The sequence below is a fragment of the Orrella dioscoreae genome (genome assembly GCF_900089455.2).
In the GTDB taxonomy this organism is placed as follows: Bacteria; Pseudomonadota; Gammaproteobacteria; order Burkholderiales; family Burkholderiaceae_B; genus Orrella; species Orrella dioscoreae.
On record NZ_LT907988.1, the window covers coordinates 126092 to 146811 of the forward strand.

The following is a 20720-nucleotide window of genomic DNA, read 5'->3' on the forward strand; positions in this document are numbered from 1 at the left end:
GCAGGCGCCGGAAAGAAAAAACCCCGCAAGCTGCCCAAGGGCGATCTTGCGGGGTTCATGCCAGGCCACCGTGAAGGCTGGCCTGGTGAAAGGACAGTGACGCTTACTCGGCGTCGCTGCCGCCTTCGTTCGACACCGGTGCATCCGGTTCGGCCGCGTCGTCCTCGCCACCCACGGCCACCGGCGTGTCCTCGAAGGGGTTGGCTTGGGCGCGGGCGGCTTCGCGTTCGGCGACTTCCAGCGCTTCCTTGTCCTTGCGGGCACCGTGGTAGGACATACCGGTACCTGCCGGGATCAGACGGCCGACGATGACGTTTTCCTTCAGGCCACGCAGGTCGTCGCGCTTGCCCATGATGGCGGCTTCGGTCAGCACGCGGGTCGTTTCCTGGAACGAGGCCGCCGAGATGAACGAGTCCGTCGACAGCGAGGCCTTCGTGATACCCAACAGGACGTTGTCGTAGGTGGCGCCGATCTTCTGTTCGGCATCCACGCGATCGTTCTCGTTGAGCAGTTCCGAACGCTCGACCTGTTCGCCAGGAATGAAGCCGGTATCGCCAGCGTCGACGATGTTCACACGGCGCAGCATCTGACGCACGATCACTTCGATGTGCTTGTCGTTGATCTTCACGCCCTGCAGACGGTAGACGTCCTGCACTTCGTCGACGATGTAGGTCGCCAGCTTCTCGATGCCTTGCAGGCGCAGGATGTCGTGGGGATCGGCCGGGCCGTCCACGATCATTTCGCCCTTGTTCACGACTTGGCCGTCGTGCACCAGCACCTGCTTTTCCTTCGGGATCAGGAACTCGTGGTTCACGCCGTCCAGGTCGGTGATGACCAGACGCTGCTTGCCCTTGGTGTCCTTGCCGAACGAGACCGTGCCGGTGACTTCGGCCAGCATGCCGGCATCCTTCGGCGAACGGGCTTCGAACAGCTCGGCCACGCGCGGCAGACCGCCGGTGATGTCGCGGGTCTTCTGCGATTCCTGCGGAATACGCGCCAGCACTTCACCCACGGTGACCTGCTGCAGGTCGCGCACGGTAATCAGCGCGCCCACCGGGAACGAGATGTTCACCGAGTGATCGGTGCCGGCGATCTTCACTTCCTCGCCAGCCTCGTTCAGCAGCTTGATCTGCGGACGCATGGCGATCTTGCCGCCGCGCGTCTTGGGCGTGATGACGACCAGCGTCGACAGGCCCGTGACTTCGTCCACCTGCTTGGCAACGGTCGCGCCTTCCTCGATGTTCTCGAAGCGCACCGAACCGGCGTACTCCGACACGATCGGACGGGTCAGCGGGTCCCACGTGGCCAGGCGGGCGCCGGCCTTGACGGTTTCGCCGTCGCCGACCAGCACCGTGGCGCCGTAGGGCACCTTGTGGCGCTCGCGCTCGCGGCCGTTGTCGTCGCTGATGACGATTTCGCCCGAACGCGAGATGGCGATGCGTTCGCCCTTGGCGTTGGTGACGTAGCGCATCGTGCTGGCGAAGGCAACGGTACCGTTGGACTTCGTTTCCACGGCGCTGGCCATGGCGGCGCGCGACGCGGCGCCGCCGATGTGGAACGTACGCATCGTCAGCTGCGTGCCGGGTTCACCGATCGACTGGGCGGCGATGACACCGACGGCTTCGCCGACGTTGACCATGTAGCCGCGACCCAGGTCACGGCCATAGCAGTGGGCGCACAGGCCACGACGCGTCTCGCAGGTCAGCGGCGTGCGGACCTTCACTTCGTCGATGCCCAGGCGGTCGATCACGTCGACCGCGTCTTCGTCCATCAGCGCGCCAGCCGCGAACACCGTTTCCTGCGTGTCCGGGTTGACGATGTCGTTGGCCGACACACGACCCAGGATGCGGTCGCGCAGCGCTTCGATGACTTCACCGCCTTCGACCAGCGCCTTCATGACGTAGCCGCGGGTGGTGCCGCAATCGCTTTCGGTGATGACCAGGTCCTGCGTCACGTCCACCAGACGACGCGTCAGGTAGCCCGAGTTCGCGGTCTTCAGTGCCGTATCAGCCAGACCCTTACGCGCACCGTGGGTCGAGATGAAGTACTGCAGCACGTTCAGGCCTTCACGGAAGTTCGCCGTGATGGGCGTTTCAATGATCGAGCCGTCAGGCTTGGCCATCAGGCCGCGCATGCCGGCCAGCTGGCGGATCTGGGCGGCCGAACCGCGGGCGCCCGAGTCGGCCATCATGTAGATCGAGTTGAACGATTCCTGGCGGACGTTCTCGCCGTGGCGGTTCACGACCGGCTCGGTGGCCAGCTGCTCCATCATGGCCTTGCCGACGCGATCGCCAGCCTTGCCCCAGATGTCCACGACGTTGTTGTAGCGCTCTTGCGAGGTGACCAGGCCCGACGAGTACTGTTTGTCGATTTCCTTCACTTCGCGGCCGGCTTCGGCCAGGATGTCTTCCTTGCCCGTCGGGATCAGCATGTCGCTCATCGCGATCGAGATGCCGCCGCGCGTGGCCAGGCGGAAGCCCGACTGCATCAGCTTGTCGGCGAAGATCACCGTGTCGCGCAGGCCGCAACGGCGGAACGACTGGTTGATGAGGCGCGAGATTTCCTTCTTCTTCAGCGCCTTGTTCAGCACCGAGAACGGCAGGCCGCGCGGCAGGATTTCCGACAGGATGGCGCGGCCGACCGTGGTTTCCACACGGTTGATGACCGGCTGCCATTCGCCCTGCTCGTCGCGCACGTATTCCTTCAGGCGCACGGTGATGCGGGTCTGCAGTTCGACTTCGCGGTTGTCGTAGGCGCGCAGCACTTCCGACACGTCCGTCATGAACATGCCTTCGCCCTTGCCGTTCACACGCTCACGGGTGGCGTAGTACAGGCCCAGCACGATGTCCTGCGACGGCACGATCGACGGTTCGCCGTTGGCCGGGAACAGCACGTTGTTGGAGGCCAGCATCAGCGTGCGGGCTTCCATCTGCGCTTCCAGCGACAGCGGCACGTGGACGGCCATCTGGTCGCCGTCGAAGTCGGCGTTGAACGCCGCGCAGACCAGCGGGTGCAGCTGGATGGCCTTGCCTTCGATCAGCACGGGCTCGAACGCCTGGATGCCCAGGCGGTGCAGCGTGGGCGCGCGGTTGAGCATGACCGGATGTTCGCGGATCACGTCTTCCAGGATGTCCCACACCACCGGTTCCTGGCTTTCCACCAGCTTCTTGGCAGCCTTGATGGTCGTGGCCAGGCCCATCATCTCCAGACGATTGAAGATGAACGGCTTGAACAGTTCCAGGGCCATCAGCTTGGGCAGGCCGCACTGGTGCAGCTTGAGCTGCGGACCCACCACGATGACCGAACGGCCCGAGTAGTCGACGCGCTTGCCCAGCAGGTTCTGGCGGAAACGACCGCTCTTGCCCTTGATCATGTCGGCCAGCGACTTCAGCTGGCGCTTGTTGGCGCCCGTCATGGCCTTGCCGCGACGGCCGTTGTCCAGCAGCGAGTCCACCGATTCCTGCAGCATGCGCTTTTCGTTGCGCAGGATGATCTCGGGGGCCTTCAGCTCGAGCAGGCGCTTCAGGCGGTTGTTGCGGTTGATGACGCGGCGGTACAGGTCGTTCAGGTCGGAGGTCGCGAAGCGGCCGCCGTCCAGCGGCACCAGCGGACGCAGGTCCGGCGGCAGCACGGGCAGCACGTCCATGACCATCCAGTCGGGCTTGATGCCCGACTTCTGGAAGCCTTCCAGCACCTTCAGGCGCTTCGAGATCTTCTTGATCTTGGCGTCCGACGAGGTGGCCTTCAGTTCGCCACGCAGCGTTTCCACTTCACGGTCGATGTCGATCGTGCGCAGCAGTTCGCGCACGGCTTCGGCGCCCATCAGGGCACGGAAGTCATCGCCGTATTCCTCGGTCTTCGCCAGGTAGTCGTCGTCGGACATGATCTGGCCGCGCTTGAGCGGCGTCATGCCCGGTTCGATCACGCACCATGCTTCGAAGTACAGGACGCGCTCGATGTCGCGCAGCGTCATGTCCAGCACCATGCCCAGGCGCGACGGCAGGCTCTTCAGGAACCAGATGTGCGCGACGGGGCTGGCCAGCTCGATGTGGCCCATGCGTTCGCGGCGAACCTTGGCGACGGTCACTTCGACGCCGCACTTCTCGCAGATGACGCCGCGGTGCTTCAGGCGCTTGTACTTGCCGCACAAGCACTCGTAGTCCTTGATCGGGCCAAAGATCTTGGCGCAGAACAGGCCGTCACGCTCGGGCTTGAAGGTGCGGTAGTTGATGGTTTCGGGCTTGCGCACCTCGCCATACGACCACGAACGGATTTTCTCGGGCGAGGCCAGGCCGACCTTGATGGCGTCGAACTGGTCGTCCTGGGTAACTTGCTTGAAGAGGTCGAGTAGCGCTTTCATTAGTTACGCTCCAGATCCATGTCGAGGGCGAGGGAACGGATTTCCTTGACCAGCACGTTGAACGACTCGGGCATGCCGGCGTCGATCGTGTGGTCGCCCTTGACGATATTTTCGTAAACCTTGGTGCGGCCGTTGATGTCGTCGGACTTGACCGTGAGCATCTCTTGCAGCGTGTACGAGGCGCCGTAGGCTTCGAGGGCCCACACTTCCATTTCCCCGAAACGCTGACCGCCGAACTGCGCCTTGCCGCCCAGCGGCTGCTGGGTGACGAGCGAGTACGGGCCGGTGGAGCGCGCGTGCATCTTGTCGTCGACCAAGTGGTGCAGCTTCAGCATGTGCATGTAGCCCACGGTGACCGGACGCTCGAATTTCTCGCCGGTACGGCCGTCGAACAGCCAGGCCTGGGCGCGCGTGTCGGTCAGTTGCAGACGCTCGGCCACCTCATCGGGGTAGGCCAGCTCCAGCATCTTGCCGATTTCCTCTTCGGTCGCGCCGTCGAACACGGGGGTCGCGAAGGGCACGCCGCGCTTCAGGTTGCTCGCCATTTCCAGAACTTCGGTGTCCGAGAGTTCTTCGATGCGGGCACCGGTGCCGGTCGAGTTGTAGACCTTGTCCAGGTAGGTGCGGATCTTCTTCACCTCGACCTTCTGCTCGTCGCGCAGCAGGTCGGCGATGCGGTAGCCCACGCCCTTGGCGGCCCAGCCCAGGTGGACCTCCAGCACCTGGCCGACGTTCATCCGCGAAGGCACGCCCAGCGGGTTCAGCACGATGTCGGCGGGGGTACCGTCGGCCATGTGCGGCATGTCTTCCACCGGCACGATGCGCGACACCACACCCTTGTTGCCGTGACGGCCGGCCATCTTGTCGCCAGGCTGCAGACGACGCTTCACGGCCAGGTAGACCTTGATCATCTTCAGCACGCCCGGGGGCAGCTCGTCGCCTTGCGTCAGCTTCTTGCGCTTCTCTTCGAAGGCCAGGTCGAACTGGTGGCGCTTCTGCTCGAGCGACTCCTTGGCCTGCTCCAGCACCACGGCGTGGGCTTCGTCGGCCAGGCGGATGTCGAACCACTGCCAGCGGTCCAGATCCACCAGGTATTCCTTGGTGATCGTGGCGCCCTTGGCCAGCTTGCGCGGACCGCCGTTGACGGCCTTGCCGACCAGCGTCTTCTCGATACGGTCGAAGGTGTCGTTCTCGACGATGCGCAGCTGGTCGTTCAGGTCCTGGCGATAGCGGCGCAGTTCGTCGTCGATGATCGACTGGGCGCGCTTGTCGCGCACGATGCCTTCACGCGTGAAGACCTGGACGTCGATGACCGTGCCGACCATGCCCGAGGGCACGCGCAGCGAGGTGTCCTTCACGTCCGACGCCTTCTCGCCGAAGATCGCGCGCAGCAGCTTCTCTTCCGGCGTCAGCTGGGTCTCGCCCTTGGGCGTGACCTTGCCGACCAGCACGTCGTCGGCGCGCACTTCGGCGCCGATGTGCACGATGCCCGACTCATCCAGGCGGTTGAGCTGGGTTTCCGGCAGGTTGCTGATGTCGCGGGTGATTTCTTCCGGTCCGAGCTTCGTGTCACGCGCGACGACCGTCAGTTCCTCGATGTGGATCGAGGTGTAGCGGTCTTCGGCCACGACGTTTTCGGAGATCAGGATCGAGTCTTCGAAGTTGTAGCCGTTCCAGGGCATGAACGCGATCAGCATGTTCTGGCCCAGCGCGAGCTCGCCCAGGTCGGTCGAGGCGCCGTCAGCCAGCACGTCACCCTTGGCGACGCGGTCGCCGCGTTGCACGATGGGGCGCTGGTTGATGTTCGTGTTCTGGTTGGAACGCGTGTACTTGATCAGGTTGTAGATGTCCACGCCCACTTCGCCGGCGACGTTTTCCTCGTCGTTGACGCGGATCACGACGCGCTCGGCGTCGACGTGGTCAACCACGCCGCCACGCAGCGCCTGCACGGTGGTGCCCGAGTCGACCGCGACGGTGCGCTCGATGCCGGTGCCCACGACGGGCTTTTCCGGACGCAGGCAAGGCACGGCCTGGCGTTGCATGTTCGAGCCCATCAGCGCGCGGTTCGCGTCGTCGTGCTCGAGGAACGGGATCAGCGAGGCAGCCACGGACACGATCTGCGACGGCGCCACGTCCATGTAGTGCACGTTCGCGCCCGAGGTCAGCATCGTTTCGCCCGCTTCGCGGCAAGCCACGAGGTCGTCGGCGAAACGGCCTTCTTCGTCCAGCGTCGCGTTCGCCTGGGCGATCACGTAGCGGCTTTCCTCGATGGCCGACAGATATTCGATCTGGTCGCTGACGCGGCCGTCGATGATCTTGCGGTACGGGGTTTCCAGGAAGCCATACTCGTTCAGGCGCGCATACAGCGCCATCGAGTTGATCAGGCCGATGTTCGGGCCTTCCGGCGTTTCGATCGGGCAGACGCGGCCGTAGTGGGTCGGGTGCACGTCTCGGACTTCGAAGCCGGCGCGCTCGCGCGTCAGACCGCCCGGGCCCAGGGCCGAGACGCGGCGCTTGTGCGTGATTTCCGATAGCGGGTTGGTCTGGTCCATGAACTGCGACAGCTGGCTCGAACCGAAGAACTCCTTGATGGCCGCGGAAATCGGCTTGGAGTTGATCAGGTCGTGCGGCATCAGGTTCTCGGTCTCGGCCTGGCTCAGACGCTCCTTGACGGCGCGTTCGACACGCACGAGGCCGGCGCGGAACTGGTTCTCGGCCAGTTCGCCCACACAGCGGACGCGACGGTTGCCCAGGTGATCGATGTCATCGATCTGGCCACGGCCGTTACGCAGCTCGACCAGCACCTTGATGGTCTCGACGATGTCTTCGTTGGTCAGCGTCAGCGGACCGGTGATGTCGTCGCCGCGACCCAGGCGGCTGTTGACCTTCATGCGGCCGACGCGCGACAGGTCGTATGCGTCTTCGCTGTAGAAGAGGCGCTGGAACAGCGCTTCGACGGCTTCCTCGGTGGGCGGCTCGCCGGGGCGCATCATGCGGTAGATGGCCACGCGGGCAGCCATCTGGTCGACGGTTTCGTCGGTGCGCAGGGTTTGCGAGATGTAGGGACCGCGATCCAGGTCGTTCGTATACAGCGTCTGGATTTCACGCACGCCGGCTTCGCGCAGCGTGGCGAGCAGGGTCTCGGTGATTTCGTCGTTGGCGTTGGCCACGACTTCACCGGTGTCGGCGTCGACGATGTTCTTGGCCAGCACGCGGCCGACCAGGAAGTCTTCGGGCACGGAGATGCGCGAGATCTCGGCGGCCGACATTTCGCGCAGGTGCTTGGCGTTGACGCGCTTGTCCTTCTCGACGATGACCTTGCCGTCACGGCCGGTCACGTCGAAACGGGCCACTTCGCCCTTCCAGCGGTCGGACACGAATTCCATCATCGCGCCTTCGGCCTTCAGCTCGAAGCTGTCGAACTCGAAGAAGTGCGCCAGGATGGCTTCGTTGGTCATGCCGATGGACTTCAGCAGGATCGTCACGGGCATCTTGCGGCGACGGTCGACGCGGAAGAACAGGATGTCCTTCGGGTCGAACTCGAAGTCCAGCCACGAACCGCGGTAGGGAATCACGCGGGCCGAGAACAGCAGCTTGCCCGAGCTGTGGGTCTTGCCGCGGTCGTGTTCGAAGAACACGCCAGGCGAACGGTGCAGCTGCGAGACGATGACACGCTCGGTGCCATTGATGACGAACGAGCCGGTGCCGGTCATGAGCGGAATTTCGCCCATGTACACTTCCTGCTCTTTGACTTCCTTCACCGTGGGCTTGCTGACCTCGCGGTCGAGCAGGACCAGACGCACTTTGGCGCGCAGCGGCGACGCATAGGTCAGGCCGCGCTGTTGGCATTCCTTCACGTCGAATACCGGTTCGCCCAGCACGAAGCTGACGAACTCGAGACGGGCCATCTGGTTATGGCTGACGATCGGGAAAATGGAAGAGAACGCGGCCTGTAGGCCTTCGTCCTTGCGTGCCGAAGGCGACGCATCCGCCTGCAGGAAAGTTAGGTAGGATTGCAGTTGGGTTGCCAGCAGAAACGGGACGTTCTGGACGTCTTCACGCTTGGCAAAGCTTTTGCGGATGCGCTTTTTTTCGGTGAACGAGTAAGGCATGAGCACTCCGACTCGAGGTTACATGGGCCGTCAACCACGGCCCTGGGGTACGACTCCAGGAAACGCTTCTCGCGCCTGAAACCCATCCGTCAAGAGGGGTTTCCTGGAAACGCAAAAGCCCGGGGAGGGCAAAAAGCACCTTCCCCGGGCAAACTGAAGCAGGTCTTACTTGAGTTCGACCTTGGCGCCAGCTTCTTCCAGCTTCTTCTTGGCGGCTTCGGCGTCAGCCTTGGCGATGCCTTCCTTGACGGGCTTGGGAGCGCCGTCAACCAGGTCCTTGGCTTCCTTCAGGCCCAGGCCCGTCAGTTCACGCACGGCCTTGATGACGCTGACCTTGTTGGCGCCGGCTTCGAGCAGCACGACGTTGAATTCGGTCTGCTCTTCAGCAGCGGCGGCAGCGCCACCAGCAGCGGGAGCGGCGACAGCCACGGCGGCGGCGGCAGCCGACACACCGAACTTTTCTTCCAGATCCTTGATCAGTTCCGACAGTTCGAGAACGGTCAGGCCAGCGATGGCGTCGAGGATTTCAGCTTTGCTAAGTGCCATTTTCTAAAACTCCAAATATTGAAAGGTATGCCAGGTATGGGGGGTCGCCCGTCGGCGAAATTCCGTGGGTCGAAGCGGATCAGGCTTCGGCCTTCTGGTCGCGCACAGCGGCGAGGCCGCGCACGAACTTGGTCGGAACTTCGTTGAGCGTACGTGCGAATTGCGCGATCGGGGCTTGCATGGTGCCCAGCAGTTTCGAGAGCAGCTCTTCGCGCGACGGCAGGTTGGCCAGGGCCTTCACACCATCGACGGTCAGCAGGCTGTTGGGCAGTGCGCCCGCCTTGATGACCAGCTTGTCATTGCTCTTTGCGAAATCAGCCAGCACCTTGGCCGCCTTGACCGGATCGTCGCTGATGCCATAGATCAGCGGACCGGTCAGCTGTGCCGACAGCTGCTCGAAGGCAGTGCCGTTCACAGCGCGACGGGCCAGCGTGTTCTTCAGAACACGCAGGTACACACCCGACTCACGCGCAGTCTTGCGCAGTACGGTGACAGAGGCGACGTCCAGACCACGGTATTCAGCGATAACGATCGACTTGGCCTTGGCAACTTCTGCCGAGACTTCCTCGATGACTACCGCTTTCTCTTGGCGATTGAGACTCACGGTTTGAACACTCCATCAAAAAACGCGCGGAACATCGTTGTTCCTTGCGTCAACCGAATGCGGCGAACCTGGTCGAGATCTTCAATAAAGAAATCTTCCGTGGGACGCCGTCTGCGCTGGATCCGTGATCTGCACCACGGTATTAAGCCCTTGCCTGTTCGTGCTTCCCGCCCGACGGTTCCGAAAAACCGTTAGGACGGACTGCACGGGCTGGCTTGGGCTCCAGCGGTCTTTGACAGCAGCATCCGGAGAAGTCCGGATGCAGCCCAAAGTCTTGTAAAGCTTGACGGCCCGAAGGGCCCGCCTGGACTTAGGCGGCGGGGGCCGTCAGCGAAGCGATTTCCACGCGCGCGCCGCCACCCATGGTGGAGGAAACGGCCAGCTTGCGCAGGTAAACACCCTTGGCAGCAGCGGGACGAGCCTTGTTCAGCGCGTCAACCAGGGCAGCCAGGTTGCTTTGCAGTTGCTCGACGCCGAACGACGCGCGGCCGATGGTGGCGTGAATGATGCCTGCCTTGTCGGTGCGGTACTGAACCTGACCGGCCTTGGCGTTCTTGACGGCGGTGGCGACGTCGGGAGTGACGGTGCCGACCTTCGGGTTCGGCATCAGGCCACGGGGACCCAGAACCTGGCCCAGGGCACCGACCACGCGCATCGTGTCGGGCGAAGCGATCACGACGTCGAAGTCCATCTGGCCAGCCTTGATGCGTTCAGCCAGGTCTTCCAGGCCGACGATGTCGGCGCCGGCGGCCTTGGCGGCCTCGGCCTTGTCGCCTTGGGCAAACACGGCAACGCGCACGCTCTTGCCGGTACCGGCGGGCAGCACGACGGAGCCACGGACCAGTTGGTCCGACTTCTTGGGATCGATACCCAGCTGCACGGCCACGTCGACGGACTCATCGAACTTGGCGGTGGCGGTTTCCTTGATCAGCGACAGGGCTTCGGAAACGGGGTAGGTCTTGTTGCGATCGATTTTCGCGCGCAGGGCGGCGGTACGCTTGGACAGTTTGGCCATGATCAGATCCCCTCGACGGTGATGCCCATGCTGCGGGCGCTGCCAGCAATGGTACGGACGGCGGCGTCCAGGTCAGCCGCGGTCAGGTCCGGGGACTTGGTCTTCGCGATTTCCTCGGCTTGCGCGCGGGTCAGCGTGCCAACCTTGTCGGTGTGCGGCTTGGGCGAACCCTTTTGCACGCCGGCAGCCTTCTTGATGAGGACCGTCGCAGGCGGGGTCTTCATGATGAAGGTGAAGCTCTTGTCGGCGAAAGCGGTGATCACCACCGGAATCGGCAGACCGGGCTCCAGGCCCTGGGTCTTGGCGTTGAACGCCTTGCAGAATTCCATGATGTTCAGGCCGCGCTGACCGAGCGCCGGACCGATGGGGGGGGACGGATTGGCCTTACCAGCCGGCACTTGCAGCTTGATAAAGCCGACGATCTTCTTCGCCATGCTTTGCTCCTTGCGGGTTCAAACGTGCGACGCCGAAACGGCGCACTCCCCGGGGTTGAGAATCAGGTCTTTTCGACCTGGCTGAAATCGAGTTCGACAGGGGTGGCGCGACCGAAGATGGTCACGGACACACGCACCTTGCTCTTTTCGTAGTTCACATCTTCGACGTTGCCGTTGAAGTCTGCGAAAGGACCTTCCTTGACGCGCACCATTTCGCCCACTTCGAACAGCACCTTGGGGCGGGGCTTCTCGACACCTTCCTCGATCTGGGAAAGGATCTTCTCCACTTCCTTCTCGGAAATGGGGGTGGGACGATTGCTCGACCCGCCCAGGAAGCCGGTGACGCGGTTCGTGTTCTTCACCAGATGCCAGGTTTCATCCGTGAGCTCGAGCTCGACCAGGATGTAGCCCGGGAAAATCCGGCGTTCGGTGATCGACTTCTGACCGCCCTTGACCTCGACGACTTCTTCGGAGGGCACAAGGATGCGGCCGAATTCATTTTGCAGGCCCGCGCGCTCGACGCGCTCGATGAGCGCCTTGTGAACGCTCTTCTCCATGCCGGAGTAGACCTGCACGACATACCAACGCTTGCTCATGCGGCGTCCTTTATTTCCAGCCCAGCAGCACGCCGTACAGCAGCCACTCGATGCCCTTGTCCAACAGCCACAGGAACAGGCCCATGACGGCAACGAACGCGAACACGATGCCTGTCATCTGCACGGTTTCCTTGCGGGTAGGCCAGGAGACGCGCTTGACTTCGTGATAGGATTCCTGCGCAAAGCTCAGGGTGCGGCGACCAGGTTCGCTGAACCAGGCGATCAGGGCGGCGAGGACCAGGCTGCCGACGAAAACGCCGATGCGCAGGACCATCGGTTCGGCGCTCAGCACGGAAAAACCGACAATGCCGCCAATAATGACGAGCACGGCCAAGCCCAGCTTGAGCCGGTCGGTGGTGCTGGTCACTGTTTCTACGCTGGTGTTCGTCATCTTTTGACGCGGCCACGCCGAAAGGGCGCTGACCGCAATATCGCGGTGGCAGGGGCAGTAGGAATCGAACCTACAACCTTCGGTTTTGGAGACCGACGCTCTGCCAATTGAGCTATGCCCCTAGAACCTTTCGGTACTACCTTGACGCCAACGGCGATTCGCGGGCATCAAGTCTTGCAATCTGTCGTATCGACAAAAGGAGTTCCCTCTCGGCAACCCCTCATGGTACTACGTTCTGACGAATCATGCCGCGCGGGGCGCGGCATGATTCACCAGGGTATTACTTGAGGATCTTGGCGACGACGCCGGCGCCGACGGTACGACCGCCTTCACGGATGGCGAAGCGCAGGCCTTCTTCCATGGCGATGGGGGCCAGGAGCTTGACGACCATCGAGACGTTGTCGCCCGGCAGGACCATTTCCTTGTCGGCCGGCAGCTCGATCGTGCCCGTCACGTCCGTCGTGCGGAAGTAGAACTGGGGACGATAGCCGTTGAAGAACGGCGTGTGGCGACCGCCTTCTTCCTTCGACAGGATGTACACCTCGGCGGTGAAGTCCGTGTGCGGGTTGATCGAACCCGGCTTGGACAGCACCTGGCCACGCTCGACGTCTTCACGCTTGGTGCCGCGCAGCAGAATGCCCACGTTGTCGCCCGCCTGACCTTGGTCCAGCAGCTTGCGGAACATTTCCACGCCCGTGCAGGTCGTCTTGACCGTCGGCTTGATGCCCACGATTTCGATTTCTTCACCGACCTTCACCACGCCGCGCTCGATACGGCCCGTCACCACCGTGCCACGACCCGAGATCGAGAACACGTCTTCCACCGGCATCAGGAACGTACCGTCGATCGCGCGCTCGGGCGTCGGGATGTACGTGTCCAGCGCTTCGGCCAGCTTCAGGATGGCCTGCTCGCCCAGTTCGCCCTTGTCGCCTTCCAGCGCCAGCTTGGCCGAACCCTTCACGATCGGGGTGTCGTCACCCGGGAAGTCGTACTTCGACAGAAGTTCGCGGACTTCCATTTCCACCAGCTCGAGCAGCTCGGCGTCGTCGACCATGTCCGCCTTGTTCAGGAAGACGATGATGTACGGCACGCCAACCTGGCGCGACAGCAGGATGTGCTCGCGCGTCTGCGGCATGGGGCCGTCCGCGGCCGACACCACCAGGATCGCGCCGTCCATCTGCGCCGCACCCGTGATCATGTTCTTCACATAGTCAGCGTGGCCCGGGCAGTCAACGTGCGCGTAGTGACGCGTTTCCGTTTCGTACTCGACGTGTGCCGTGTTGATCGTGATACCACGGGCCTTCTCTTCCGGCGCCGCGTCGATCTGGTCGTAGCCTCGGGCTTCGCCACCGAACTTCGTCGACAGAACCGTCGTGATCGCAGCCGTCAACGTCGTTTTGCCGTGGTCAACGTGACCAATCGTACCCACGTTCACGTGCGGCTTGGTACGTTCAAACTTGCCTTTTGCCATGACGGACTCCTGACTGGGATGGAAGCCCCGGAGGTGGATAGGACCGGAGACTGGAACAGATGATTGTGGTGCCCATGACGCGGATCGAACGCGTGACCTCTCCCTTACCAAGGGAGTGCTCTACCACTGAGCCACATGGGCATGTCCGTCAGCGCGCTACCTGCACGCGCCACCGGCGCTAAAGCTTGGAGCGGGTGAAGGGAATCGAACCCTCGTCGTAAGCTTGGAAGGCTTCTGCTCTACCATTGAGCTACACCCGCGGGATTCCCAACACTCGTACTGCTTTCTTGCGTTACTGCATTGCCTTGCACTTACGGCAGCATTGACTGCTGCGGCCACTTGCCTGCCTGGACGTCCGGCGGGTGTCCGGACTGCTGGCAGAGGGCGGGTCTTTTGGTGGAGAGAGTTGGATTCGAACCAACGTAGGCGCAAGGCCAACAGATTTACAGTCTGCCCCCTTTAACCACTCGGGCATCTCTCCGCAAGAGAACGAAGGATTATGGGTATTTTTTCGGGCCGTGTCAAATCGTTTTGCGGGACGGATCACGAATTCCGCAAAAAAATTCGCTGCGCCGTATCGAAAAGGCCTTGCTGACCGCTTAGTAGCGGTCAAAACAGGCTTGCAGGCCCTGCCCTGACACGCCGCGCGACAGGGCCAGCGCCAGCAGCACGCGCGCCTTCTGGGGATTGAGGGTGCCCGAGGCGATGAAACCTGCCGCGTCGTCGTCGACTTCCTGGTTGCGCACGACGGCGCCGGACCCCGTCCGGCTGGCCCGCACCACCGCCACTCCGCGCCGGGCCGCGTCAGCCAGCACGGAAAGCACCGCGTCGGTGGTGTTGCCGCTGCCAACGCCGGCCAGCACCAGCCCCTTCATGCCGGTATCCAGCAGGGCCTGCGCGGTGGCGGCATCGAGGTCGGCGTGGGAATAAAGGATGCCCACGCGCGGCAGGGCCTGGCCGCGCCAGGGCGCGAATTCGCTGCGCGCGGTGTGCACGCCGCGCGTATCGTGCGACCAATGCACGTTGACGCCCTGCACGCGCGCGCTCACGCCGTGGCCGGGCGCATACCAGGCATCCACGCCACTGGCGGCGCTTTTCTGAATATCGCGCGCGGCATAGACGCGCCCGTTCATGACGGCCAGCACGCCGCGGCCGCGCGCATCGGCCTCGACCGCGACCGTCACGGCATCGCGCAGATTGCCGGGACCGTCGGCATCCGGCGCATCGGGCGGCCGCATGGCGCCGGTCAGGATGACCGGGACGTCGGTACGCAGCACGAGGTTGAGGAAATAAGCCGTTTCCTCGAGCGTATCGGTACCGTGCGTCACGACCACGGCATCCACGTCTTTGGCGTCGCACAGGGCTTGTATGCGCGTGGCGAGGGCATCCCACACGGCCAGCGTCATGTTCTGGCTGCCCACGCTGGCGACCTGCTCGCTTTGCAGCGCGGCCAGCGCGCCCAGTGCGGGCACCGCGGCCAGCAATGCCTCGACAGGCAGCGCGCCCGCCGCATAGGCAAGGCCCTCCGCCTGGCCGCCGGCGATGGTGCCGCCGGTGGCCAGCAAGGCGACGCGGGCGCGTTCAGGCATCGAGCACGCCGCCCAGGCCCTGCTTTTCCAGCAGGGACGACAGGTGTTCCCAGCCGTGGAAGTCGATGACGATCTGGCCGCGCTCTTTCGCGCCCACCTTCAGCGCGACGCGCGTGCCCAGGTGATCGGACAGCGCATCTTCCAGGCGCGTCACGTCGCGGCTGGGCGCCGCGGTCTTGCGCGCGGCGGGGCTGCCGGTCTCGGCTTCGCGCACGGCGCGCGCCACGAGCTTCTCGGCTTCACGCACCGACAGGCGGCGCGCGATGATCTGGTTGGCCAACAGGATCTGCGTGGCGGCATCCACGGCCAGCAGCGCACGCGCGTGGCCCATGTCGATGTCGCCAGCCAGCAGCATGGTCTGCACGGGTTCCGCCAGGTTCAGCAGGCGCAGCAGGTTGCTGGTGGCGGAACGCGAACGGCCGATCGATTGCGCGGCCTGTTCGTGCGTGAGGCCGAACTCGTCGAGCAGGCGGCGCACGCCATGGGCTTCTTCCAGCGGGTTGAGGTCTTCGCGCTGGATGTTCTCGATGAGCGCCATGACCGCGGCGTTCTCGTCGGGCACTTCGCGCACCAGCACCGGCACTTCCTTCAGGCCCGCCAGCTTGGCGGCGCGGAAGCGGCGTTCGCCGGCGATGATCTCGTACTTGCCCTGGTCGTCGCCGTCGAGCGGACGCACGAGGATGGGCTGCATGACGCCCTGTGCGCGGATCGACTCGGCCAGTTCGGCCAGCGCGCCTTCATCCATGCGGGTGCGCGGCTGGTACTTGCCCGCGCGCATTTTCGTGACGGGCAGCACCGCGGGCGGCAGGCTGGGCGCGTCTTCCTTGCCCAGCGTGGCCAGCGGCGGGCCTTCCGAGCCGAGCAGCGCATCCAGGCCGCGTCCCAGTCCCTTGGGTTTTCTGCTTGCCATGTTCTGGTTCCTTGGTCTTGGTGTAAGTGTTGCGGAGGCCTTGCCGGCCATGTCAGTCCAGCGTCTTCACGCGCTGGATCATTTCCGCGCCGAAGGACAGGTAGGCCTGCGCCCCGCGCGAATTGCGGTCGTAGACGACCCCGGGCATGCCGTGGCTGGGCGCTTCGGCCAGACGGACATTGCGCGGCACGATGGTGCTGAACACCTTGTCGCCGAAGTGCGATTCGAGTTGGGCCGAGACCTGCTGCTGCAGCGTCATGCGCGGGTCGAACATGACACGCAGCAGGCCGATGATGCGCAGGTCCGGATTGAGGTTGCGATGCACGCGCTTGATGGTGTTGACCAGGTCGGACAGGCCTTCCAGCGCGAAGTATTCGCACTGCATCGGGATGATGACGCCATGCGCGGCCGCAAGGCCGTTCAGCGTGAGCAGCGACAACGTGGGCGGGCAATCGATGAGGACGAAGTCGTAGTCTTCGCCCACGGTTGCCAGCGCCTGGCGCAACTGCTGTTCGCGGTCTTCCATCTGCACGAGATCGATCTCGGCGCCAGCGAGCTCACGGTTCGCGGGCAGGACGTCATAGCCGCCCGATTCAGCCGTCACGCGCGCCTCGCGCACCGTCGCCTCGCCGATCAGCACCTGGTAAAGGTTGTGCTTGAGCGCGCTCTTGTCGATGCCGCTGCCCATGGTCGCGTTGCCTTGCGGGTCCAGGTCCACCAGCAGGACGCGCTGCTGGTGCGCGGCAAGACCCGCGGCCAGGTTGATGGCCGTGGTGGTCTTGCCGACGCCGCCCTTCTGATTGGCGATGCAGAACACGCGGGCGGTCTTGGAACGATGGGCGGTCATGGGTTTCCTTTGCGGCGCATCCACACGATGCAGCGTTGTGCTTGCAATTCCGGTACGGTCAGCGGCTCGACGCGGGTGATGTCCCACGCGTTGTCTTCCTGCAGCGCCTGCGCTTCGTCGTCGGGTTCGCGACCCTTCATGCCGACGAGCCAGCCGTCTTCGGCGACATGCCGGCCCGCCAGTCTAGAGAAATCCGCCAGCGATGCAAACGCGCGCGAGACCACGGCATCGCATTGGGCGGGCTCGATCTGCTCGACACGCGAATGCGTGGCCTTCAGGTTCGGCAGCTTGAGCACGCCGGCCATCTGGCGGACGAAGGCGGTTTTCTTTTCGACGGCGTCCACGCAAGTGACCTGCCAGTCCGGCCGCGCGATCGCCAGCACGACGCCCGGCAAGCCGCCGCCCGAGCCCACGTCCATGATGCGCGCGCCTGCCTGGGCGTCGCCGCGCGCGTCCAGGACCCGCGCGAGCGGCCCCACCAGCGACAGGCTGTCGAAGACGTGCTGGATCAGCATCTGCTCGGGATCCCGCAGCGCAGTGAGGTTGTAGGTGCGATTCCAGTGCTGCATCTGGCCCACATAGGCCAGCAGCGCGGCCTGCTGGACCGTATCCAGGGTCAGGCCCAGGACCTGCACTGCACGCGCCAGGCGAGGCGCGTGGTCGGTACTAGCGGTGACGGGCGGCATTCAGGCAGCCCGCCGATTGCGCGAGCCGTACTGCAGGCGCTTCAAGTGGATGAGCAGCAATGAAATGGCGGCGGGCGTGACGCCCGAGACCCGGGCGGCCTGGCCGACGGTTTCGGGGCGCGCGGCCTTGAGCTTCTGGCGCACCTCGAAGGACAGGCTGGTCACCGCGTCGTAATCGATGTCTTCGGGGATGCGCTGGGCCTCGTGGTGGGCATGCTTGCGCACCTCGTCCTGCTGCCGGGCGATGTAGCCCGCGTACTTGATCTGGATCTCGACCTGCTCGGCCACTTCGCCCTCTGGCAGGCCAGGACCGGCCAGTAGCTCGCCCAGGCCATTGGGCGCTTCCATCAGGCGGCGATAAGACACGTTGGGGCGTGAGAGCAAATCTGATAGCGAGTACTCACGTTCAATGGCTTTGCCGAGCAAGGCTTCGGCCGCATCCGACGAAAAGTTGCGCGGATGCACCCAGCTGCTTTTCAAGCGCTGCACTTCCGCGGCGACGGCGTCGCGCTTGCGATTGAAAGCCTCCCAGCGGGCATCGTCCACGATACCCAGGTTGCGGCCAATTTCGGTCAGGCGCAGATCGGCATTGTCTTCGCGCAGACTCAGCCGGTATTCCGCACGCGACGTGAACATCCGATAAGGTTCGGTGACGCCCCGCGTGACCAGGTCATCGACGAGCACACCCAGGTAGGACTCTTCGCGGCGCGGCACCCAGGGTTCACGCCCCTGGGCTTGCAGCGCGGCGTTCACGCCAGCCAGCAGGCCTTGTGCCGCGGCTTCTTCGTAGCCCGTCGTGCCGTTGATCTGACCCGCAAAGAAAAGCCCCTGGATGGCTCGCGTCTCCAGGCTGCTCTTCAATCCACGCGGATCGAAGTAGTCGTATTCGATGGCATAGCCAGGACGCAGGATGTGTGCGTTTTCCAAACCGGGCAAGGACCGTATCAGATCCAGCTGCACGTCGAACGGCAGGCTGGTGGAGACGCCGTTGGGATAGACCTCATGCGTATCCAGGCCTTCAGGCTCCAGGAAGACCTGATGCGAGTTCTTGTCGGCAAAACGATGGACCTTGTCCTCGATGGACGGGCAATAGCGCGGCCCCACGCCTTCGATCACGCCGCTATACATCGGCGAGCGATCCAGGCCACCACGGATGATGTCGTGGGTCCGGGCATTGGTGTGGGTGATCCAGCAAGGCACCTGGCGAGGGTGCATCGCCGCATTGCCCATGAAGGAGAACACCGGCACCGGATCCAGGTCACCGGGTTGTTCTTCCAGCACGCTGTAGTTGATGCTGCGGCCATCGATGCGCGGCGGCGTCCCGGTCTTCAGGCGCCCTTGCGGTAGCTTCAGCTCCTTGAGGCGTTGTCCCAATGAGGTCGCGGGCGGATCGCCTGCCCGGCCGCCGGAGTAATTCTGCAGTCCCACGTGGATCAGGCCGTTCAGGAAGGTGCCTGCAGTCAGCACCACCGTCTTCGCGCGAAACTTCAAACCAATCTGGGTAACGGCCCCCACCACACGGTCGCCTTCCACCATCAAATCATCGACGCCTTGTTGGAAGAGCCAGAGATTTTCTTGATTTTCCAGGCGGCCGCGGATGGCTTTGCGATAAAGCACCCGATCTGCTTGGGCACGGGTGGCACGCACCGCGGGGCCCTTGGAACCATTCAGGATGCGGAACTGGATACCTGCCTCATCTGTGGCAATGGCCATCGCACCGCCCAGGGCATCGATTTCACGGACCAGGTGGCCTTTACCAATACCCCCGATCGACGGGTTGCAGGACATCTGTCCCAACGTCTCAATATTGTGGGTCAGCAACAGGGTGGCGCTACCGGCACGTGCGGCAGCCAGCGCAGCTTCGGCGCCGGCGTGACCGCCGCCGACCACGATGACGTCGAATTCGCGGGGGAAATCCATGATGGGAATGGGTAAGGCAAAGATCAAACCGGGATTATAGTGCCGGGGCTCTTTTGGTTCCACGTGGAACATCAAGCGCGTTGGGGAAGGGAGACGGGCTCACTCGATGAATGCACTGAGGTAATTGTCGTGTCCAGCACCTGGGGATATATCCGAGCGGGAGATCCATGTTCCACGTGGAACATTGGCGTTCTGTTTCACGTGGAACAATGAGAGTTCGTGTTCCACGTGAAACAACCAACGTTGCGCGGGAGCTCAAAGCAAAATGCATGTTCCACGTGGAACACCCGATAGCGATCAATCCTGGAGCGTTGATCTCAAGGTCCGTCGGAGGTAATCCACCAATGACGATACCTTCGCCAGCGGGAATCTGTCCCGACGATACAGAGCATGTATAGGCCGAGACGCGGGCAGGTAATCCTCAAGCAGGGGAATCAACCTTCCGGAGGCGATATCCTCTTCCACCAACATCTCCGGTTGAAGCAGGATGCCGCCGCCTGCTAGCGAAACCTGTCTCAATGCCGGGCCATCATTGCTCAGAAAGATCGCGTCGGGCCAGGGCTGCGGCGCTTCCCCGATCAACAGGTTCCACGTGGAACGCCTATTCCAAACGAGGTTTCCAAGACACCGATGGCTGACCAAGTGCTCGACGTGTTCCGGCGTGCCGTGCACGGCAAGATACTCAGGAGACGCACACAACGCCATGCGATAGTCCCCAAGACGTATCGCGACCAGATCGAGGTCCGGATCCAGTGCGCCAACGCGAAGCAGCAGATCGAATCCTTCCTCAACAGGATTTACATGGCTGTTGCTCAGCTCCAGCACAAGCCGGACATTGGGATGCTCTTGCTGAAAACCCGCCAGCGCCGGTGCGATCAAGCATTGGCCCAGCGTGGTGGCGCAGGAGATGCGCAGCGTTGCCTGTCCTTGTGCCTGAAGATCCGTCACGGATGCCTCCGCCCATGACAATTGCTCCAATACTCGCCGGCCTTCCTCGTAGAAACGCCGACCCGCATCGGTGAGGCTCTGCTGACGGGTTGTTCGCCGTATCAATTGCACGCCCAGGTGGGTTTCCAGTTGCGCCAACACCTTGCCCACCATCGCTGGCGTCACGTCCAGCCGCTCCGCGGCACGGGTCAAGCTGCCGTTATCTACCACGGCAACGAAGACTTCTATGGCCTTGATCCTGTCCATGCCCGCCTCATTCCCAACCCGATGTTGAAAGTCCTGCAAATTATC

Annotated in this window: 15 protein-coding genes and 4 tRNA genes; all 19 read right to left on the reverse strand. The window is 63.4% G+C overall.

Annotated elements, in window-relative coordinates:
- Positions 1-103 precede the first annotated feature (103 nt).
- The 19 genes from rpoC to ODI_RS00740 all read right to left on the reverse strand — a co-directional run bounded on the left by rpoC (position 104) and on the right by ODI_RS00740 (position 20675).
- Entirely contained in the window at positions 104-4360 is a 4257-nt protein-coding gene (gene rpoC / locus ODI_RS00650; RefSeq protein WP_067758335.1) for a DNA-directed RNA polymerase subunit beta', read from the reverse strand.
- Entirely contained in the window at positions 4360-8472 is a 4113-nt protein-coding gene (gene rpoB / locus ODI_RS00655) for a DNA-directed RNA polymerase subunit beta (RefSeq protein WP_067758338.1), read from the reverse strand. The genes rpoC and rpoB overlap by 1 nt, the downstream gene beginning before the upstream one ends.
- Positions 8473-8637: 165 nt before the next feature.
- A complete protein-coding gene (gene rplL / locus ODI_RS00660) occupies positions 8638-9018 on the reverse strand; it encodes a 50S ribosomal protein L7/L12 (protein WP_067758341.1) in 381 nt (126 codons plus the stop codon).
- Between the two features lie 79 nt (positions 9019-9097).
- Positions 9098-9622, reverse strand: a complete 525-nt coding sequence (gene rplJ / locus ODI_RS00665; RefSeq protein WP_067758345.1) for a 50S ribosomal protein L10 — start codon at positions 9620-9622, stop codon at positions 9098-9100.
- Positions 9623-9932: 310 nt separating this feature from the next.
- Positions 9933-10637, reverse strand: a complete 705-nt coding sequence (gene rplA, locus ODI_RS00670) for a 50S ribosomal protein L1 (RefSeq protein WP_067758348.1) — start codon at positions 10635-10637, stop codon at positions 9933-9935.
- Positions 10638-10639: 2 nt separating this feature from the next.
- Positions 10640-11071, reverse strand: a complete 432-nt coding sequence (gene rplK / locus ODI_RS00675) for a 50S ribosomal protein L11 (RefSeq protein WP_067758351.1) — start codon at positions 11069-11071, stop codon at positions 10640-10642.
- A 62-nt stretch (positions 11072-11133) separates the two neighbouring features.
- Positions 11134-11667, reverse strand: coding sequence for a transcription termination/antitermination protein NusG (gene nusG / locus ODI_RS00680; RefSeq protein WP_067758354.1), 534 nt, complete (start codon positions 11665-11667; stop codon positions 11134-11136).
- A 10-nt stretch (positions 11668-11677) separates the two neighbouring features.
- Positions 11678-12058 carry a preprotein translocase subunit SecE gene (secE, locus tag ODI_RS00685; RefSeq protein ID WP_067758357.1) on the reverse strand — a complete coding sequence of 127 codons (381 nt, stop codon included), beginning with the start codon at positions 12056-12058 and terminating at the stop codon, positions 11678-11680.
- A 46-nt stretch (positions 12059-12104) separates the two neighbouring features.
- Positions 12105-12180: transfer RNA gene (locus ODI_RS00690), tRNA-Trp, on the reverse strand.
- Between the two features lie 158 nt (positions 12181-12338).
- Positions 12339-13529, reverse strand: coding sequence for an elongation factor Tu (gene tuf, locus ODI_RS00695; protein ID WP_067758359.1), 1191 nt, complete (start codon positions 13527-13529; stop codon positions 12339-12341).
- Positions 13530-13595: 66 nt separating this feature from the next.
- Positions 13596-13670 (reverse strand) — tRNA-Thr (locus ODI_RS00700).
- 45 nt (positions 13671-13715) lie between these two features.
- Positions 13716-13789: transfer RNA gene (locus tag ODI_RS00705), tRNA-Gly, on the reverse strand.
- Positions 13790-13923: 134 nt separating this feature from the next.
- Positions 13924-14010: transfer RNA gene (locus ODI_RS00710), tRNA-Tyr, on the reverse strand.
- A 118-nt stretch (positions 14011-14128) separates the two neighbouring features.
- The gene (locus ODI_RS00715; protein WP_067758361.1) at positions 14129-15118 is read right to left on the reverse strand and encodes an asparaginase; all 990 of its coding nucleotides are present in this window, start codon (positions 15116-15118) and stop codon (positions 14129-14131) included.
- Positions 15111-16028: a ParB/RepB/Spo0J family partition protein gene (locus ODI_RS00720; RefSeq protein WP_067758363.1), complete on the reverse strand. Its 918-nt coding sequence runs from the start codon at positions 16026-16028 to the stop codon at positions 15111-15113. Before ODI_RS00720 ends, ODI_RS00715 begins: the two co-directional genes overlap by 8 nt.
- Positions 16029-16080: 52 nt before the next feature.
- Positions 16081-16875, reverse strand: coding sequence for a ParA family protein (locus ODI_RS00725; protein WP_067758365.1), 795 nt, complete (start codon positions 16873-16875; stop codon positions 16081-16083).
- Positions 16872-17561: a 16S rRNA (guanine(527)-N(7))-methyltransferase RsmG gene (rsmG, locus tag ODI_RS00730; protein ID WP_067758368.1), complete on the reverse strand. Its 690-nt coding sequence runs from the start codon at positions 17559-17561 to the stop codon at positions 16872-16874. The genes ODI_RS00725 and rsmG overlap by 4 nt, the downstream gene beginning before the upstream one ends.
- Positions 17562-19481: a tRNA uridine-5-carboxymethylaminomethyl(34) synthesis enzyme MnmG gene (gene mnmG, locus ODI_RS00735; RefSeq protein ID WP_067758455.1), complete on the reverse strand. Its 1920-nt coding sequence runs from the start codon at positions 19479-19481 to the stop codon at positions 17562-17564.
- Between the two features lie 297 nt (positions 19482-19778).
- On the reverse strand, positions 19779-20675 hold the full coding sequence (locus tag ODI_RS00740; protein WP_067758458.1) for a LysR family transcriptional regulator: 897 nt from the start codon (positions 20673-20675) through the stop codon (positions 19779-19781).
- Positions 20676-20720 lie beyond the last annotated feature (45 nt).

Excerpts from the sequence above, each read along its gene's own strand:
- rplL (WP_067758341.1), bottom strand. The coding sequence starts at position 9,018 with ATGGCACTTAGCAAAGCTGAAATCCTCGACGCCATCGCTGGCCTGACC.
- ODI_RS00740 (WP_067758458.1), bottom strand. The coding sequence starts at position 20,675 with ATGGACAGGATCAAGGCCATAGAAGTCTTCGTTGCCGTGGTAGATAAC.
- ODI_RS00720 (WP_067758363.1), bottom strand. The coding sequence starts at position 16,028 with ATGGCAAGCAGAAAACCCAAGGGACTGGGACGCGGCCTGGATGCGCTG.
- ODI_RS00715 (WP_067758361.1), bottom strand. The coding sequence starts at position 15,118 with ATGCCTGAACGCGCCCGCGTCGCCTTGCTGGCCACCGGCGGCACCATC.
- rplK (WP_067758351.1), bottom strand. The coding sequence starts at position 11,071 with ATGGCGAAGAAGATCGTCGGCTTTATCAAGCTGCAAGTGCCGGCTGGT.
- nusG (WP_067758354.1), bottom strand. The coding sequence starts at position 11,667 with ATGAGCAAGCGTTGGTATGTCGTGCAGGTCTACTCCGGCATGGAGAAG.
- rpoB (WP_067758338.1), bottom strand. The coding sequence starts at position 8,472 with ATGCCTTACTCGTTCACCGAAAAAAAGCGCATCCGCAAAAGCTTTGCC.
- mnmG (WP_067758455.1), bottom strand. The coding sequence starts at position 19,481 with ATGGATTTCCCCCGCGAATTCGACGTCATCGTGGTCGGCGGCGGTCAC.
- rpoC (WP_067758335.1), bottom strand. The coding sequence starts at position 4,360 with ATGAAAGCGCTACTCGACCTCTTCAAGCAAGTTACCCAGGACGACCAG.
- rsmG (WP_067758368.1), bottom strand. The coding sequence starts at position 17,561 with ATGCCGCCCGTCACCGCTAGTACCGACCACGCGCCTCGCCTGGCGCGT.
- rplA (WP_067758348.1), bottom strand. The coding sequence starts at position 10,637 with ATGGCCAAACTGTCCAAGCGTACCGCCGCCCTGCGCGCGAAAATCGAT.
- tuf (WP_067758359.1), bottom strand. The coding sequence starts at position 13,529 with ATGGCAAAAGGCAAGTTTGAACGTACCAAGCCGCACGTGAACGTGGGT.
- secE (WP_067758357.1), bottom strand. The coding sequence starts at position 12,058 with ATGACGAACACCAGCGTAGAAACAGTGACCAGCACCACCGACCGGCTC.
- ODI_RS00725 (WP_067758365.1), bottom strand. The coding sequence starts at position 16,875 with ATGACCGCCCATCGTTCCAAGACCGCCCGCGTGTTCTGCATCGCCAAT.